The following is a 15,662-nucleotide window of genomic DNA, read 5'->3' as shown; positions in this document are numbered from 1 at the left end:
GTCACGAGGCGGGACCGTAGGACCCCGACGGGTCACTCAGCTTGATCCTCATCCCGCCGAGCCTGTGCTGCCATGTGACCCATCGGTCGCAGCCGGCTGGTGAGTGGAGCAACCCGTCATCCCCGTAGGTGGGCAAGAAGTTCGTCTCCAGCGGGATATGGGTGTTCCTGGGGCAACAGCCGGGCCGCGGAGTCCTGTTCGCCGCCGCTGACGAGGGCGTGGATCTCGCGGACGAGCGGGGTCACGTCCTGCAGCGAGACCGTCCACTCGTCCGCGTAGCGTCCCACCGCCTCACCGGAGAGGCCGAGTTGCAGCGACCGGTACGGCACCGGTCGCAGGCGCAGGTCCCGTTCGGGGTCCCACTGGACGCGAGCGGGCGCACGCCTCAACTGACGCTGCCAGGCGGCTCGGTCGGGGTGCACCCCGCGCACGTAACTCGACAGGCACGCGTGCCGCAGCGCCCACTCGAAGCCATCACGGGTGATCTCGACAGCCAGGATGGTCTCCTGCCCTGCTTCCGTGCCCCAGCCGCAGCGGTACATCATCCAGAGGAACGACGGCTTGATCCATGTCATCCGGTCCCGCTTCCACGCGGCGGGGAAACGGCCCTCGCGGGCGGCAGGCCGACCGATTTCAGGGGGATACGCCTGGTAGACGGTGATCGTGGATTCCGAGTGGACCGCACGGATCCGGCGGTGCGGTTCTTCCATGGCGTACAGCGTGAGGCCGGCCGGGTCCGGACGGCCACTGATTTTCGACCGCATCGGCAACCGGACGGCCGACAGCCGTGTCGCCGTCCCCAGGAGTGTCCCCTTGGTGAATCTTCACCTCATCAACGATGTGCCCGACGGGCTGACCCGAAGAGCCCGGTCCTTCGTCAGTGCGCACGGCGTCAAGGTTGACGTCCAGCCGGTTGCGGAGCACCGACAGTGGTGGCTTGACCGGGAGATCCCGGCTGCGGTGATCGACCGAATGGCGGCCTATCAAGAGCGGTGGGGCGGTCTGCTCCTGCCGCCCGCATCGCGGTACGACGGAGGACCCAAGTACTTCGATCCTGACTCGCCCGAAGGCTCACCGTCCGAAGGGTGGTGGTTCGAGGCAGGCGTGCAGCGGACCGCGGTCCCCTACTCATTCATGATCGGACCGGCCGGTGAGTTCGGTATCCATGCAGAACGGTGCACGCCTCTTCACGCGACGGTTGAGGGATGGGTGGAGTCGGTAGCGCTGACGTACCACGCGTCCATGTGGGCGAAGCACATCACGAAGGCCACTGGCGATGACGTCGATCGCATCGCGCTGGACGCCTACGAGCCGGTGCGGGAGGTGAGGGGGTTGGCCGACACCTGGTGGCGGGGAAGGGACTCGTTGGTGGCGATCCATTCCGGGGAGGCTGAATGCCTCTCCTTTCCCAGGGCGCGTACTGCGCTCATCTACTCCGGCCTTGACGAGTGGGGACTGCGTGGGGGAGTTGGGTCGTAGCGCCGTGTGATCTGCCAGTGCCACGGCCGTCCGCTTCACGGACCGGGGCTTGTGCCGCCGGCTACTTCTCCGTTGCCGCCGGCACGGGCGCGATGCCCGTCGGGCAGGTCGCCCCCGAGTTCGTCCCGAACGGGGTACTCAGCTTGACCCCCGTCCCGCCGATCCCGCAGTAGCCCGCCGGATTCTTGTCGAGGTACTGCTGGTGGTACCCCTCGGCCGGGTAGAACACCCGGCCTTCCGCGGGGAGTATCTCCGTGCTGATCGTGCCGTAGCGCGCCCTCGTGAGGACCTGCTGGTAGGCCGTGCGGGAGGCTTCCGCCGCGGCTGCCTGCGCGGGGGTGTGGGTGTAGATCGCCGAACGGTACTGCGTGCCCACGTCGTTGCCCTGGCGGAAGCCCTGGGTCGGGTTGTGCGACTCCCAGAACGTCTTCAGCAGCGTCTCGTACGAGATCAGCTTCGGGTCGTGGACCACACGGACCACCTCCGTGTGACCGGTCAGGCCCGAACAGACCTCCTCGTAGGCGGGGTTCTCCGTGTACCCGCCCTGGTAACCGACGAGCGTCGTCCACACGCCCACCGGCAGCCGCCAGAACGCGCGCTCCGCACCCCAGAAGCACCCCAGCCCGAAGTCGGCGACCTGCAAGTGCTCCAGGTACGGGCCGAGCAGCGGGCCGCCGAGAACGGTGTGGCGATCGGGGACCGTGAACACCGGCTCCGGCCGGCCCTGCAAAGCCTGTTCGGCGGTGGGCAGTTGGGGCGTACGGCTGTGCAGGAACATACGATCTCCAATCGGGCCACAACGAGGGTCCGCACCTGCTGAACGGGCGAGCCCAGCCGAGAATTCCGCCGCCCTTTGAGCGCCCTTTCGAGTACGAGCGCCTCGCGTACGGCGCCCCGCTCAGCCGGCCCCCGGGCCCCTGCCCACCGCGCTCAGTGCCCGGCCCTCAGTGCGGCAGGCTCGCCGGACTCCCGCCGTTCGCCTCGTACCCGGCCACCGCCAGCGCCCGATAGACCGCGAACTCCGCCGCCGGGTCCGGGGACAGGGTCCAGGGAAGCGCCCCGACGTGGCCGTCGATGTGTATGAGCTGGTTCATCGCCTCGGACCAACGTTCCGCGCGGACCAGGAAGAAGACCAGGAGATGGCGGACGTGCGCCAGCATCGGGTCGTCGGGGCGGGCCGCGTGGACGGCGAAGAGCGCGCCGTGGATCGCCTTCTCCACGACCTCGCTCTGGTAGAAGCTGTTGACCAGGTTCACCTCGGGGAGGTGCTCGAAAACCGCGAAGAGTGGCATCGCGGCGAGCAGGGAGCCCTGCGGGGCGCGCGCGGCGGCCGCCTCCGCGAACGAGTTCGCCAGCTCGCGCGAACCGTGCCACTTCTCGCACCAGTAGTGCAGCGCTGCCAGGTGCGCTCCCATGTGCGTCGGCGCACGGTCCAGGATCTTCAGCCACAGCTGCTCGAACTCCGGCTGCGGATACGTCAGTCCGCGGGCCACCGACAACTCGACGATGTACGGGACCGGGTCACCGGGGGAGAGGAGCGCAGCCTGTCCGCAGGCGTCCCGCGCCTCCTCCATGATGATCCGGAACTCGTCCGTCCCCCGCGTCGACGTACGCCACGCCTGCTGCACCAGGAACTCCGCGTGGACGGCCGCGCCGCCCGCGTCCTTCGGGTGCTCGAGCCGCCACACCCGCAGCCACTGCCCGCCCGGCGTCTCGCTGACCCCGCCGGGCCGCTGCTGCAGCTCAAGCGACGCGGCACCCGCGAAGGCCTGCACACGCTGCCAGCGCAGCTCACCCGTGATGTCGGTGCCGGCCAGCAACTGCATCGCCGCGCGGTAGTCCTGAGTGCGCTGCACCAGGTCGAGGACGTCCAGCAGGTCCTGGTCGGGGCCGGGCATGCGGATGTCCAGCTCCTCCTCGCGCACGAAGCCGTAGGTCGCCGGGTCCGCGGCGTCCGGATGGCCCGGCGAGACCTGCTCGATCGCCCCGCGCCTGCGCCGCAGGAACGGGACCAGCACGAAGCCCAGCATGACCAGCGCCATCAGGACCCAGAGAATCTCCATGCCACAAGCGAACCAGACGCGTCCGACAATTGGCCAACCCGGTCCGCCGCCCTGTGGAAAACCGTCGCCGGCCCGCCTCCCGGTCCTGTGGAAAACCTCTGCCCCGCAGCCCCTGTGGCTCTGTGGCTCTGTGGAGAACCTCTGCCGTCCAGCCCTGCGGCCCTGTGGAAGATCTCCGCCGCCCGGCCCCCGCGGCCCTTTGGAAAACCTCCGGATCGTCGTCCACCCCGCAGGCGCACTACGCTCGGGGCTCATGAGCGACAGGCACATCAGTCAGCACTTCGAGACCCTCGCGATCCACGCGGGCAACACCGCAGATCCCCTGACCGGCGCGGTCGTCCCGCCGATCTACCAGGTCTCGACCTACAAGCAGGACGGCGTCGGCGGTCTGCGCGGCGGCTACGAGTACAGCCGTAGCGCCAACCCCACCAGGACCGCCCTGGAAGAGAACCTCGCCGCCCTGGAGGGCGGCCGCCGCGGCCTCGCGTTCGCGTCCGGACTGGCGGCCGAGGACTGCCTGTTGCGTACGCTGCTCAGCCCCGGCGACCACGTCGTCATCCCGAACGACGCGTACGGCGGCACCTTCCGTCTCTTCGCGAAGGTCGTCTCCCGGTGGGGCGTCGAGTGGTCGGTCGCCGACACCAGCGACCCGGCGGCGGTACGGGCGGCCATCACCCCGAAGACGAAGGTCGTCTGGGTCGAGACCCCCTCGAACCCGCTGCTCGGCATCACCGACATCGCGGTCGTCGCGCAGGTCGCCCGGGACGCGGGCGCGAAGCTCGTCGTCGACAACACCTTCGCGACGCCGTACCTCCAGCAGCCGCTGGCCCTCGGCGCGGACGTCGTCGTGCACTCCCTGACGAAGTACATGGGTGGTCACTCGGACGTGGTCGGCGGTGCGCTGATCGCGGCCGACGAGGCGCTCGGTGAGGAGCTGGCGTACCACCAGAACGCGATGGGCGCGGTCGCCGGTCCCTTCGACTCCTGGCTGGTGCTGCGCGGCGCCAAGACGCTGTCGGTACGCATGGACCGGCACAGCGAGAACGCCACGAAGATCGCCGACATGCTCACCCGGCACGCACGCGTGACGCGCGTTCTCTACCCGGGTCTCCCGGAGCACCCCGGTCACGAGGTCGCCGCCAAGCAGATGCGGGCCTTCGGCGGCATGGTCTCCTTCCAGGTCGAGGGCGGCGAGGAGGCGGCCGTCGAGGTCTGCAACCGCGCCAAGGTGTTCACGCTCGGCGAGTCCCTGGGCGGCGTCGAGTCGCTGATCGAGCACCCGGGGCGTATGACGCACGCGTCCGTGGCCGGCTCGGCCCTGGAGGTCCCCGGCGACCTCGTACGCCTCTCCGTGGGCATCGAGAACGTGCAGGACCTCCTGGAGGACCTGCAGCAGGCCCTGGGCTAGAAGGGCAGTCCGTCTCACCAACCCGTCAGGGGTGGGGTCGTCTCCGACGGCGGCTCCACCCAGGGATGGACCATCAGCGCCCACACGGTGAACGCCACGACCGCCGACCACAGCAGCACCCACATCAGCCGCCGGGCGGCCCGTCTGTGGCGCAGCATCCGGCCGCCCCGCCGTACGACGTCGGCGTACAGCTCCGGCGGCACCTGCGGCGGAGTCCGCTCCATGATCCGCCGTACGGCCGCTTCCCGCTCGGGCCTGTTCACGCGCGCGTACCCCCGCCCCACGAGCTTCCGGGCCTCATGACGGCGCCACCTTGGCCCCGCCGACCTTCGGGGCCGGACCGCGCGGCGGATGCAGCAGCGTCGCCGTCGCCCGCTCGCAGATCGTCCGGACCCGCTCCGTGGGCAGCCCGAGCAGCGCGGCCGCCTGTTCCTCGGCGACCCCCTCGTACAGCCTGAGGACGAGGATCAGCCGCTCCTGGGGCACGAGCGCGCCCAGCGGGCTGTCGGGGTGCGGGCGGGCCCGGCCGAGACCGCCGTACTGGTGCCAGGCCGCGCGGGCGAAACGGGTGGCCAGGTACTGGCGGGCGCGGTCGTACGGGTCCTCACCGCGCAGCCGGTCCCAGCACGCGTACGTGTGTGCCAGGGACAGCGTCAACAGGCGCCGCGCGCGCGGGTTGTCGTCCGGGGCCTCCGCGGTCAGCAGCGTGGCGGCATGCAGCAGCCGCCCAGCCGCGCCCGCGACGAACGCCTCGAACTCCCGGGCCCGGCGGGCACCTTGGGACGCCTGCCGTTCTCGCACCGCGCAGCCTCACCCCCTGAAGGACCCGGTCTCATATGAGGCCAGGGCCGTCGCGAGGTCAAGAGTTCGGTACGAAAGGCGGGAGTCGGGCATCACGCGTGCGTGCCCGCGGCCTTCAGAAAACCGCGCCCCTGAAGAACCCGTGCCCTTCAGGAAGCCGACGGCGTCTCGGTGCCGGGAACCGCCATCCGCGCGGAGAGGGCGCTGTTGAAGCGTGTGAGGAGCGCACAGAACACCTCGCGCTCCTCCGGCGCCCAGTCGTGTGTCAGCTCGTCCATCAACTGACGCCGGGACGACCGCACTTCCTCCAGTCGCGACTGCCCGCGCGGGGACAGCTGCAGCACCACCGCGCGGCCGTCCTCGGGGTGCGAGGTGCGCTTGACGAGCCCGGTGTCGACGAGCGGCGCCACCTGCCGGGTGACCGTCGAGGAGTCGATCCCCATGCTCGCGGCGAGCGCCTTGACGCCCATCGGGCCTTCCTTGTCCAGGCGGTTGAGCAGCAGATACGCGGCGCGGTCCATGGAGTTGCGCACCTGTCCGACTCCGCCGAGCCGGGTCTGTTCGGCACGGCGCGCGAACACCGCCACCTCGTGCTGCAGCGTGTCGAGGAGACCGGGTTCACCGACGGTCGTCATGTCCATCGACATTTCAGGTGTTGTGGGCATGGCCGGGGGCTCGCTTCATGAAGGGGGTGCTGGGTTGGGGGACAGGGTACGCGGATGGAAGGCAGCCCGTACCGGCGCTGCGCAAACCAGTCTCGGAGGTTGGTCACAGCCGTGCCGTGCGCCTGTGAACTGCGATGCTTGAGTCATGAGCTACAGCACGGCTGACTCCTTGCGACCCGTCACCCTCGACGATGTGCGCGGCGCCCAGAAGATGCTCACGGGCGTGGCGCGGGTGACCGCCATGGAAGGCAGCAGGCACCTCACCCAGCTCGTCGGCTCGCCGGTGCACTTCAAGTGCGAGAACCTCCAGCGCACCGGCTCCTTCAAACTCCGCGGCGCCTACGTCCGTATCGCCGGACTGCTCCCCGAGGAGCGCGCCGCCGGTGTCGTCGCCGCGAGCGCCGGCAACCACGCCCAGGGCGTCGCGCTGGCCTCCGCACTCCTGGGCGTGCGCTCCACGGTGTTCATGCCCAAGGGCGCGCCCCTGCCGAAGATCAGCGCCACCAAGGAGTACGGCGCGGAGGTGCGCCTGCACGGCCACGTGGTCGACGAGACGCTGGCCGCCGCGCAGGAGTACGCCCATGAGACGGGCGCGGTGTTCATCCACCCCTTCGACCACCCGGACATCATCGCGGGCCAGGGTACGGTCGGCCTGGAGATCCTGGACCAGTGCCCCGAGGTGCGCACGATCGTCGTCGGTATCGGCGGCGGCGGACTCGCGGCCGGAGTCGCGGTCGCCGTGAAGGCGCTGCGGCCCGACGTGCGGATCGTGGGCGTCCAGGCAGCGGGTGCGGCCGCGTTCCCGCCCTCGCTGGCGGCCGGACGCCCGGTGGCGATCAGGAACCCGGCGACGATGGCCGACGGCATCAAGGTCGGCTGCCCCGGCGAGGTGCCGTTCGGGATCGTCGCCGACCTGGTGGACGAGGTCCGCACGGTCAGCGAGGACGAGCTGTCCGCCGCGCTGCTGCTGTGCCTGGAGCGGGCCAAGCTGGTCGTCGAACCGGCCGGTGCCAGCCCGGTCGCGGCGCTGCTGAGCGATCCGCGGGGCTTCGAGGGACCGGTCGTCGCGCTGCTGTCCGGCGGGAACGTCGACCCGCTGCTGCTCAGCCGCATCCTGCGGCACGGCATGTCCGCGCAGGGCCGCTACCTGGCCGTGACGCTGCGGCTGACGGACCGGCCCGGCGCCCTCGCGACGCTTCTCGGGGTGTTGTCAGTGGTCGACGCTAACGTCCTCGATGTGAGCCACGTCCGGACCGATCCGCGGCTCGGGCTCACGGAGGCGGAGGTCGAGCTGCATCTGGAGACGAAGGGTCCGGTGCACTGCGCCGAGGTCGGCCACGCCCTCCGCGACGCGGGATACACCGTCATCGACTGAGATCGGTCGTCGTTCGAGGTCAGAGCCCCTTCGCCACCAGTCCCGTCACTCGTCCCATCACTCGCTCGAGAAAATCCGTTGAGAGACGCGATACATCGCGTTATGGTGTGTCTCGTGTCGCCCGCCGGCAGCAGTGTGCCGCTCCCCTGGGCAGAACAAAAGACACAAACCTAGGCTTTTCAAAGAATCCCCGACGACGTGGAGACTGATATGCCAGGCGCCATCTATGCCGAAGGCCTGGTGAAAACCTTCGGCGATGTGAAAGCTCTGGACGGCGTCGACCTCGATGTCCCCGAGGGCACCGTGCTGGGCCTCCTCGGGCCCAACGGCGCGGGCAAGACGACCGCCGTCCGCTGTCTGACCACCCTGCTGCGCCCCGACAGCGGCAAGCTGATCGTGGCCGGCCTTGACGTGCTGAAGCAGCCCAACGAGGTGCGGCGCTCCATCGGCCTCTCCGGCCAGTTCGCCGCGGTCGACGAGTACCTGACCGGCCGGGAGAACCTGCAGATGGTCGGCCAGCTCTACCAGATGAAGGCCAAGACGGCGAAGGCCCGGGCCGACCAACTGCTCGACCAGTTCAACCTCATGGACGCGGCCGACCGTACGGCCAAGACCTACTCCGGAGGCATGCGCCGCCGACTCGACCTGGCGGCGGCACTTGTCGTCTCCCCGCCCGTGATGTTCATGGACGAGCCGACCACCGGCCTCGACCCCCGCAACCGCCAGATGCTGTGGGAGGTCATCAAACAGCTCGTCTCCGGCGGTACGACCCTGCTGCTGACCACCCAGTACCTGGAAGAGGCCGACCACCTCGCGCACGACATCGCAGTGGTCGACCACGGCCGCGTCATCGCCCGCGGCACCTCCGACCAGCTCAAGGCCCGCACCGGCGGCGAGCGCGTCGAGGTCGTCGTGCACGAGCGCGACCACATCCAGATCGCCTCGGAAGTGTTGCTCGGCTTCGGCAAGGGCGACACGACTGTCGAGGAGCACACCCGCAAGCTCACCGTGCCCGTCACCGGCGGCGCGAAGCTCCTCGCCGAGGTGATCCGCGAGCTCGACTCCCGCGGCATCGAAATAGACGACATCGGCCTCCGCCGCCCCACCCTCGACGACGTGTTCCTGTCCCTGACGGGCCACCTGGCCGAGGAGAAGGCCGAGGAGAACGGCACGGAAGCGAACCAGAACCCCAAGGACCGCAAGCACAAGAAGGAGGCCGCGAAGTGAGTGCCGTCACCGATGCCGCGCCGGTCGCGGCGCCGAGCAGCGCGCTGGGCCAGTCCGTGCACGACTCACTGGTCGTCGCCAAGCGGAACTTGATCAGGATGTCCCGAATTCCCGAGATGGTTATTTTCGGGCTGATCCAACCCATCATGTTCGTGGTGCTGTTCACCTACGTATTCGGCGGTTCCATGCAGATCGGCGGCAGCACCAGCGCCACCGACTACAAGAACTTCCTGATGGCCGGCATCTTCGCGCAGACCGTCACGTTCGCCACCGCCAGCTCCGGCGCGGGCATCGCCGACGACATGCACAAGGGCCTCATCGACCGGTTCCGCTCGCTGCCCATGGCGCGCGGCGCCGTGCTGACCGGACGGACCCTCGCGGACCTCGTGCAGACCGCGCTGACCCTGCTGGTCCTCGCGATAGTCGCCCTGCTGGTCGGCTGGCGGGTCGGGTCGGACGGGGGTACCAACGCCGGGAAGGTGCTCGGTGCCTTCGGGCTGCTGCTTCTGCTCGGGTACGCGTTCACCTGGATCGGCGCCCTGATCGGGCTCAGCGTCCGTACGCCCGAGGCGGCCACCTCAGGCGGGCTGATCTGGCTCTTCCCGGTGACGTTCATCTCGAACGCCTTCGTCGACACCAGCCACATGACCCCGTGGCTGCGCCACATCGCCGAGTGGAACCCCTTCAGCGCCACCGTGCAGGCCTGCAGGGTGCTCTTCGCCAACCCGGGACAGTCGCCCTCGGACGCCTGGCCCATGGTGCACCCGGTGTGGGCCTCGCTGATCTACTCGCTCCTGATCATCCTCATATTCCGGACCCTGGCGGTGCGGAAGTACCGCTCGGCGACGGCCTGAGGCGACACGGGAACCGCGGCACGGGAACGGCCCCTCGCGGCAGCTCCCGCGCACGACGAAGCCCCCGGCGCCGCAAGGTCGCCGGGGGCTCGCCGAAGGGCGGGTCCTGAGGGGTCAGCCGTTGTACGGCTCGGCCTTGAGGATCGTCACCGAGGCCTTCTTGCCGTTGGGCAGCTCGTACTGCGCTTCCTCGCCGACCTTGTGGCCGAGCACGCCGGAGCCCAGCGGGGACTGAGGCGAGTAGGTCTCGATGTCGGCGCTCGCGTACTCGCGCGAGGCGAGCAGGAAGGTCGTGGTGTCGCTCTCGTCGCCGTCGAAGGCGATCGTGACGACCATGCCGGGCGCGACCGCGCCGTCCGACGACGCCGGAGCCTCGCCGACCTTGGCCTTCTCCAGAAGCTGGGTCAGCTGGCGGATGCGGAGCTCCTGCTTGCCCTGCTCCTCCTTGGCCGCGTGGTACCCGCCGTTCTCGCGCAGGTCGCCCTCCTCGCGAGCGGCCGCGATCTTCACGGTGATCTCGGCGCGCGCGGGACCAGACAGGTACTCCAGCTCGTCCTTGAGCTTGGTGTACGCCTCCTGCGTGAGCCAGGTGACGTCTTCGCTGGTCTGGGTCACAGGTGCTCCTCGTAGGTACTGGGAATACAAAGCATCGCCCTACCCAGAAGAATGTTCCTTCATGGAAGGGCGAAACCACGAGCCTAACAATTCAACGGCGTCAGGGGGAGGACATAAGCCGTCAGACATACGTCAACGCTGGTCAGCGCCTACGTAACAAGGGTGACGTCAGTCGGAGTGGCAGCCCAGCAGCTCGGCCGTGGTGCCCCGGGCCGTGGTGCGCAGGGTGACGACCCTGTCGATGCGGGTCGCGGAGCCGCCGAAGTGGAAGTCCGCGCGGCCCACCTCGGACTGGTCGGCGGCCTGGGAGCGCAGGGTGCAGTAGCCGGTGGTCCCGGAGTCCTTGTGGACCTCGAGATGCACCTTGACCTCGTTGCCCGAGGCCTGGAAGGTGATGACCTCGGCGCTGATCTTGGCCTCGACGACGTAGTGGTAGGCGAAGTACCCGACAAGGGCGAGCAGCAGCGCCGCGAGAACGGCGCCGGCGATCTTGAGCTTGTGGTCGGCGCGCTCGTCCGACGAGCGGCCGTAACGGCCCTCGGGCAGTCGCGCACTCGCCGTACTCATGATCGTCCTTTCGGCAAGGGGCTCGCTAAGCAGGCCCCCGGAATTATTCGCCCCCGGATTCGGTCACTATAGAAGCCGCCGATCGCACCCCAGGACACCGGGGCGCCGACTTACTGAGGATTGAGTCTTGACTGACCAGCTGCGACTGATGGCCGTCCACGCGCACCCCGACGACGAGTCGAGCAAGGGCGCGGCCACCATGGCGAAGTACGTGTCCGAGGGGGTGGACGTGCTGGTCGTGACCTGCACGGGCGGGGAGCGCGGCTCCATCCTCAACCCGAAGCTCCAGGGCGACACGTACATCGAGGAGCACATCCACGAGGTGCGCAAGAAGGAGATGGACGAGGCCCGCGAGATCCTCGGCATCAAGCAGGAGTGGCTCGGCTTCGTCGACTCGGGGCTGCCCGAGGGCGACCCGCTGCCGCCGCTGCCCGAGGGCTGCTTCGCGCTGGAGGACGTCGACAAGGCGGCCGGCGAGCTGGTGAAGCAGATCCGTTCGTTCCGCCCGCAGGTGATCACCACCTATGACGAGAACGGCGGTTACCCGCACCCCGACCACATCATGACCCACAAGATCTCGATGGTGGCGTTCGAGGGCGCGACGGACACCGAGAAGTACCCGGAGTCGGAGTACGGCCCGGCGTACCAGCCGCAGAAGCTGTACTACAACCAGGGCTTCAACCGGCAGCGCACCGAGGCCCTGCACCACGCGCTGCTGGCGCGCGGCCTGGAGTCGCCGTACGAGGAGTGGCTCAAGCGGTGGAACGACTCGGGGCACGTCGAGCGCACGCTCACCACGCACATCCCCTGCGCCGAGTTCTTCGAGATCCGCGACAAGGCGCTGCTCGCGCACGCCACGCAGATCGACCCCGACGGCGGCTGGTTCCGGGTCCCGATGGAGATCCAGAAGGAGGTCTGGCCGACCGAGGAGTACGAGCTCGCGAAGTCACTCGTCGATACCTCCCTCCCCGAGGACGATCTGTTTGCGGGCATCCGCGACAATGCCTGACATGAGCTCAAGCGCAGCCCTGGCAATGACGCACCTGGTCCCCCTCGCCGAGGTCGACGAGAACAAGGTCACCCCCGGCGTCCTCGGCTTCATCGTGTTCGCGGTGATGGCCCTGGCCGTCTGGGGCCTGATGAAGTCCATGAGCAAGCAGATGAACAAGGTCGACTTCAAGGAGGGCGCGGACCCGAAGGCCGGGCCGACCGCCGAGTCGAAGGCCGAGTCCGGGGCCGCCCCGGCCGAACCCAAGGCCAAGCAGGGCTGACCCGCCGGGTCCGGCGGCCTGCACGAATGGTGCTCAGGGGGTGCCGGACACCGTCACCCCCCACCTCAGGAGGTGCCGGACACCGCCACCCCCATCACCTCCCGTGCATGCCGGCTCGGCACCATGCCCAGCCGCCACGCCTGCCAGCCCGCCTCCAGGTTCACGCCCCGCTCCAGCAGCAGCTGGTACGCCTCCACGTAGTCGTCGAGTTTCTCGTCGCGGTACGGATGCCTGGTGCGGGACAGCTGGGCCAGTTCCTCCTGGGCGACCGCCGTGCCGACCTCGACCCCGCCGGGGGCCGCGTACGGCAGCAGCGTGGAGCGCAGGAAGTGCGCCCAGTCCTCGCCGCGGTGGTCGCCGTACGCGGTGAACAGGCCTACGGCCTCGTCGCACAGCTTCAGTGCCTGTTGGGTACGGGCGTTGCCCGCGTCGACGACCGCGAGCTCCAGGCAGGTCCAGGCCTCGCCGTGGGCGACGCCGATGCGCTGGAAGTCGGCGCGGGCGTCGACCAGGAGCTGGCGGGCGAACCCGGAGTTGCGCAGCGAACCCGTCTGGGCCGCGCGCTGGTCGCGGGTCACGCGTGCCGAGTGGTGCCGGGCGCAGGCGAGGCCGTAGACGTCGCGCATGCGGGAGAACATCGTGCGGGAGCGTTCCAGCTCGCGCACCGAGAGGTCCAGGTTGCCGGTCTCCTCCAGGGCCTGGCCGAGGTAGTAGACCGTCCAGGCCTCGCCGCGCGCGTCCTCGTTGTCGCGGTGCCGGGCGGCTGCCTGGCGCAGGCCGTCGACCGCGGGGGACGGGTCGCCGGCGACGAGGCGGGCGCGGGCCAGCTGGGTCAGGGCCCAGGCCTCGCCGCGGGCGTCGCGGGTGCGGCCGTAGAGGCCGAGGGCGGTGGTGAGTTCGGACTCGGCGCGGGGGATGTCGCCCATGCGCAGGCCGAGTTGGCCGAGCTGGAAGTGGGCCCAGGCCTCGCCGTGCACGGATTCGCCCGCGCGGTGCAGGACCAGCGATTCGGTCAACAGCCGCATGGCTTCGGGGAGTCGGCCGCGATCCCGCTCCACGGCGGCCAGGGCGTGCATGGTCCAGGCGCGGTCCGTGGCCAGTTGGGGCGGGGCTTGCAGGTCCAGGGCCTCGCGGAGTTTCGCCGCCGCCTCGGTGAGGTTGCCCTGGTGGTGGAGGGTGATGCCCAGCGAGCAGAGGGCGCGGGCGGCGCCCGCGTCGTGATGGGCCTCCATGTAGAGGTCGACGACGGAGGTGAGGGTGGTGCGCGCCTTGTCGAGTTCGCCGAGCTGCCGGGCCGCGATACCCGTGCGCCACTGCACCGAGCGGACAAGGAGGCCCTGGTCGACGGCCTGCGCCAACTCGCTGATCTCACCGAGCCGGTAGAGGTCGCCGCGCAGCAGGCAGTAGTCGCACAGCGCGCCCAGCAGATTCAGTACGGCGCCCTGGTCGACGCCCTCCGCGTGCCGCAGCGTCGAGGTGATGAAGCTCGACTCGTCGTCCAGCCAGCGCAGCGCCTCGTCGAGCGAGGTGAAGCCGTGCGGGCCGAACCGGTCCGAGCGGGTCGACATGTTGCCGTCGACCAACCGGAGTACGGAGTCGGCGAGTTCGCCGTAGTTCACGATCAACCGCTCCTGCGCGGCCGTACGTTCCGAGGGCTCCTCCTCGTCGAGGAGGCGGGCCAGGGCGAAGGCGCGGACCAGGTCGTGCAGGCGGTAACGGGTGCCGCGGACATGGTCGATGAGGCCCGCCCGGGACAGGGCATCCAGTTGGCGGGTGGCCTCGGTGTCGTCCGTGCCCAGCAGTGCGGCGGCAGCTGCCGCGCCCAGCGAGGCCCGGCCGGCCAGCGCCAGCCGGCGCAGCAGCCTGCGGGCCTGGTCGGACTGGTCGGTGTAGCGCAGCCACAACGCCCGCTCGACCGGCTCCACCGGGCCGTACGCGCCCAGATCCGTGGCCAGTTGACCCGGTGAGCGCGGGCCGAGGGACGAGCCGGCGATCCGCAGTGCCAGCGGCAGTCCGCCGCACAACTCCCTGATGTGGTCGGCGGATTCGGCGTCGTACGGCTCCGAACCGTCCTGCGCCGCCGCGCCCAGCAGCTCCTCCGCGCCCGCCGCGTCCAGCGACTCCACCGGCAACTGGTGGACCCAGGCGGCGAGTTCGGCGGGCAGGTCGAGGGGCTTGCGGGCGGTGACGACGACCAGGCTGTCCGAACGCTCGGGCACCAGCGTTGCCACCTGGCCGACATCGGAGGCGTCGTCCAGCACGATCGTCACCGGCAGTCCGGTCAGGTGCTGGTGGTACAACTCGCCCAGCCGCTTGACCTGTTGGTCGGGTGAGGAACGCTCGCGGAACAGCAACTGCTCACGGGGTGCGCCGAGCCGGTTCAGCAGATGCAGCAGGGCATCACGGGTCGGCAGCGGCGGCTCGCCCGGGCTGTCGCCGCGCAGATCCACCACGCAGGCCCCGCGGAACTGGTCCCGCAGATCGTGCGCGGCCCGCACCGCGAGGGTGGTACGCCCCGAACCCGGGGCGCCGTGCAGCACGACCACGGTCGGCCGGGTCTCCGTACTCGCGCGGCCCGCCTGCACCAACTGCCGGATCCGGGCCAGCTCGGCCCGTCGCCCGGCGAACGCCCCCACGGCATCCGGGAGTTGACCGAACGACTGTTCCAGCACACTCCTTCTCCGCGCTGCCGCACTCTTGTCCGCACCGCGCAACTGCGGCCCCGGCTTCCGCGTCGGCCCGGTCGAGGCGGCGAGCACCCGCTGCTGGTCCAGGAACGGCCGGATGCCCCGCACCTCCAGGGCCGTCAGCCACTGCAACCGCAACTGATCCGGACCACCGGGCTGGCTCACGGCCCCGGCGCGGTGATGCGCGGCGGGCAGATGCGAGGCGGTCACCTTCACGACGGTCGCCGCCGCACCCACGACACCGACGGTCACCCCGGCGCCGAAGGCCGTACCGGTCCCGGTGCCGAGGGCGAGGTCGGCCACCACGGCGGCGACCGCGCCGACACCCGCCACCAGCAAGGGAGTTGTTCCACCCTCCCGTCCGTACCGCTGTCCGAAGGTGAGCTGCCCCGCCGAAGCCTCGTCGAGAGCCCCCGTATAGGCCGCGTACTCCTCGGCCGCCGTCTCCGCCATGGCGTCCAGAGCGGCCCGGGACCGCGCCAGCAGCACCTGCCCGTCCGTGCGCCCGCCGGAGCGCCGCACCTCCTCCTCCACGGCCCGAGCCAACAGCCGCTCGGCATCGGTCCGATGGCCGTCCCGCATGTGTCGTCCCCCTCCGGCGGCAACTGCTTGGCCTATGAGTGTCCTTCGGGGGAGGCGTTAGCGCGAGG

16 protein-coding genes are annotated in these 15,662 nt (G+C 70.0%); 7 read left to right on the top strand and 9 right to left on the bottom strand.

All coding sequences use genetic code 11. The annotated features are described in order from the left end of the window. Positions 1 to 116: 116 nt before the first annotated feature. Positions 117 to 710 (bottom strand): DUF4291 domain-containing protein, encoded by a 594-nt coding sequence (locus OG504_RS21090; RefSeq protein WP_405991227.1) that lies wholly within the window; start codon positions 708 to 710, stop codon positions 117 to 119. Between OG504_RS21090 and OG504_RS21085 the strand changes: the two genes are divergently transcribed. After that, positions 709 to 1,479, top strand: a complete 771-nt coding sequence (locus tag OG504_RS21085; RefSeq protein ID WP_405991226.1) for a hypothetical protein — start codon at positions 709 to 711, stop codon at positions 1,477 to 1,479. The genes OG504_RS21090 and OG504_RS21085 overlap by 2 nt on opposite strands. Positions 1,480 to 1,540: 61 nt before the next feature. Here OG504_RS21085 and msrA read toward each other — a convergent pair whose 3' ends face one another. Both msrA and OG504_RS21075 read right to left on the bottom strand, forming a co-directional pair. After that, a complete protein-coding gene (msrA, locus tag OG504_RS21080; protein WP_405991225.1) occupies positions 1,541 to 2,257 on the bottom strand; it encodes a peptide-methionine (S)-S-oxide reductase MsrA in 717 nt (238 codons plus the stop codon). Positions 2,258 to 2,423: 166 nt separating this feature from the next. Beyond that, positions 2,424 to 3,542, bottom strand: coding sequence for a hypothetical protein (locus tag OG504_RS21075; RefSeq protein ID WP_405991224.1), 1,119 nt, complete (start codon positions 3,540 to 3,542; stop codon positions 2,424 to 2,426). Between the two features lie 253 nt (positions 3,543 to 3,795). Between OG504_RS21075 and OG504_RS21070 the strand changes: the two genes are divergently transcribed. Next, positions 3,796 to 4,950: a cystathionine gamma-synthase gene (locus OG504_RS21070; protein WP_405991223.1), complete on the top strand. Its 1,155-nt coding sequence runs from the start codon at positions 3,796 to 3,798 to the stop codon at positions 4,948 to 4,950. Positions 4,951 to 4,964: 14 nt separating this feature from the next. Here the strand turns inward: OG504_RS21070 and OG504_RS21065 are convergent, their stop codons facing one another. From OG504_RS21065 to OG504_RS21055, 3 genes are all read right to left on the bottom strand, one after another. Beyond that, entirely contained in the window at positions 4,965 to 5,213 is a 249-nt protein-coding gene (locus tag OG504_RS21065; RefSeq protein ID WP_405991222.1) for a hypothetical protein, read from the bottom strand. A 34-nt stretch (positions 5,214 to 5,247) separates the two neighbouring features. Continuing rightward, entirely contained in the window at positions 5,248 to 5,751 is a 504-nt protein-coding gene (locus tag OG504_RS21060) for a sigma factor-like helix-turn-helix DNA-binding protein (protein ID WP_405991221.1), read from the bottom strand. Positions 5,752 to 5,900: 149 nt separating this feature from the next. Then, complete coding sequence (locus OG504_RS21055) at positions 5,901 to 6,398, bottom strand: MarR family winged helix-turn-helix transcriptional regulator (protein ID WP_033285243.1); 498 nt, start codon at positions 6,396 to 6,398, stop codon at positions 5,901 to 5,903. A gap of 163 nt (positions 6,399 to 6,561) precedes the next feature. Here OG504_RS21055 and ilvA point away from each other — a divergent pair, with 163 nt between their 5' ends. The 3 genes from ilvA to OG504_RS21040 all read left to right on the top strand — a co-directional run bounded on the left by ilvA (position 6,562) and on the right by OG504_RS21040 (position 9,872). After that, a complete protein-coding gene (gene ilvA / locus OG504_RS21050) occupies positions 6,562 to 7,791 on the top strand; it encodes a threonine ammonia-lyase (protein WP_405991220.1) in 1,230 nt (409 codons plus the stop codon). 210 nt (positions 7,792 to 8,001) lie between these two features. Continuing rightward, the gene (locus OG504_RS21045) at positions 8,002 to 9,018 is read left to right on the top strand and encodes an ATP-binding cassette domain-containing protein (protein WP_405991219.1); all 1,017 of its coding nucleotides are present in this window, start codon (positions 8,002 to 8,004) and stop codon (positions 9,016 to 9,018) included. Continuing rightward, on the top strand, positions 9,015 to 9,872 hold the full coding sequence (locus OG504_RS21040; protein WP_405991218.1) for an ABC transporter permease: 858 nt from the start codon (positions 9,015 to 9,017) through the stop codon (positions 9,870 to 9,872). Before OG504_RS21045 ends, OG504_RS21040 begins: the two co-directional genes overlap by 4 nt. A 114-nt stretch (positions 9,873 to 9,986) precedes the next feature. On the opposite strand, the gene greA is transcribed toward OG504_RS21040, so the two are convergent. Next, positions 9,987 to 10,487, bottom strand: coding sequence for a transcription elongation factor GreA (greA, locus tag OG504_RS21035; RefSeq protein WP_033285239.1), 501 nt, complete (start codon positions 10,485 to 10,487; stop codon positions 9,987 to 9,989). 168 nt (positions 10,488 to 10,655) lie between these two features. Beyond that, a complete protein-coding gene (locus OG504_RS21030) occupies positions 10,656 to 11,054 on the bottom strand; it encodes a DUF4307 domain-containing protein (RefSeq protein WP_318018488.1) in 399 nt (132 codons plus the stop codon). Between the two features lie 148 nt (positions 11,055 to 11,202). On the opposite strand from OG504_RS21030, the gene mca reads away from it, so the two are divergent. Both mca and OG504_RS21020 read left to right on the top strand, forming a co-directional pair. Further along, positions 11,203 to 12,063 carry a mycothiol conjugate amidase Mca gene (mca, locus tag OG504_RS21025; RefSeq protein WP_405996386.1) on the top strand — a complete coding sequence of 287 codons (861 nt, stop codon included), beginning with the start codon at positions 11,203 to 11,205 and terminating at the stop codon, positions 12,061 to 12,063. Next, positions 12,056 to 12,325: a hypothetical protein gene (locus tag OG504_RS21020; RefSeq protein WP_405991217.1), complete on the top strand. Its 270-nt coding sequence runs from the start codon at positions 12,056 to 12,058 to the stop codon at positions 12,323 to 12,325. The genes mca and OG504_RS21020 overlap by 8 nt, the downstream gene beginning before the upstream one ends. A gap of 65 nt (positions 12,326 to 12,390) precedes the next feature. Here OG504_RS21020 and OG504_RS21015 read toward each other — a convergent pair whose 3' ends face one another. Next, complete coding sequence (locus OG504_RS21015) at positions 12,391 to 15,594, bottom strand: tetratricopeptide repeat protein (RefSeq protein ID WP_405991216.1); 3,204 nt, start codon at positions 15,592 to 15,594, stop codon at positions 12,391 to 12,393. Between the last annotated feature and the right edge of the window lie 68 nt (positions 15,595 to 15,662).

It is taken from the genome of Streptomyces sp. NBC_00986, assembly GCF_045162565.1.
Taxonomy (GTDB): Bacteria; Actinomycetota; Actinomycetes; order Streptomycetales; family Streptomycetaceae; genus Streptomyces.
The sequence above is the reverse complement of the archived record's forward strand: the minus strand, read 5'-3'. Positions and strand labels throughout refer to the sequence as shown.

Excerpts from the sequence above, each read along its gene's own strand:
- OG504_RS21085 (WP_405991226.1), top strand. The coding sequence starts at position 709 with ATGGCGTACAGCGTGAGGCCGGCCGGGTCCGGACGGCCACTGATTTTC.
- OG504_RS21090 (WP_405991227.1), bottom strand. The coding sequence starts at position 710 with ATGGAAGAACCGCACCGCCGGATCCGTGCGGTCCACTCGGAATCCACG.
- msrA (WP_405991225.1), bottom strand. The coding sequence starts at position 2,257 with ATGTTCCTGCACAGCCGTACGCCCCAACTGCCCACCGCCGAACAGGCT.
- OG504_RS21075 (WP_405991224.1), bottom strand. The coding sequence starts at position 3,542 with ATGGAGATTCTCTGGGTCCTGATGGCGCTGGTCATGCTGGGCTTCGTG.
- OG504_RS21070 (WP_405991223.1), top strand. The coding sequence starts at position 3,796 with ATGAGCGACAGGCACATCAGTCAGCACTTCGAGACCCTCGCGATCCAC.
- OG504_RS21055 (WP_033285243.1), bottom strand. The coding sequence starts at position 6,398 with ATGTCGATGGACATGACGACCGTCGGTGAACCCGGTCTCCTCGACACG.
- ilvA (WP_405991220.1), top strand. The coding sequence starts at position 6,562 with ATGAGCTACAGCACGGCTGACTCCTTGCGACCCGTCACCCTCGACGAT.
- OG504_RS21045 (WP_405991219.1), top strand. The coding sequence starts at position 8,002 with ATGCCAGGCGCCATCTATGCCGAAGGCCTGGTGAAAACCTTCGGCGAT.
- OG504_RS21030 (WP_318018488.1), bottom strand. The coding sequence starts at position 11,054 with ATGAGTACGGCGAGTGCGCGACTGCCCGAGGGCCGTTACGGCCGCTCG.
- mca (WP_405996386.1), top strand. The coding sequence starts at position 11,203 with ATGGCCGTCCACGCGCACCCCGACGACGAGTCGAGCAAGGGCGCGGCC.
- OG504_RS21020 (WP_405991217.1), top strand. The coding sequence starts at position 12,056 with ATGCCTGACATGAGCTCAAGCGCAGCCCTGGCAATGACGCACCTGGTC.
- OG504_RS21015 (WP_405991216.1), bottom strand. The coding sequence starts at position 15,594 with ATGCGGGACGGCCATCGGACCGATGCCGAGCGGCTGTTGGCTCGGGCC.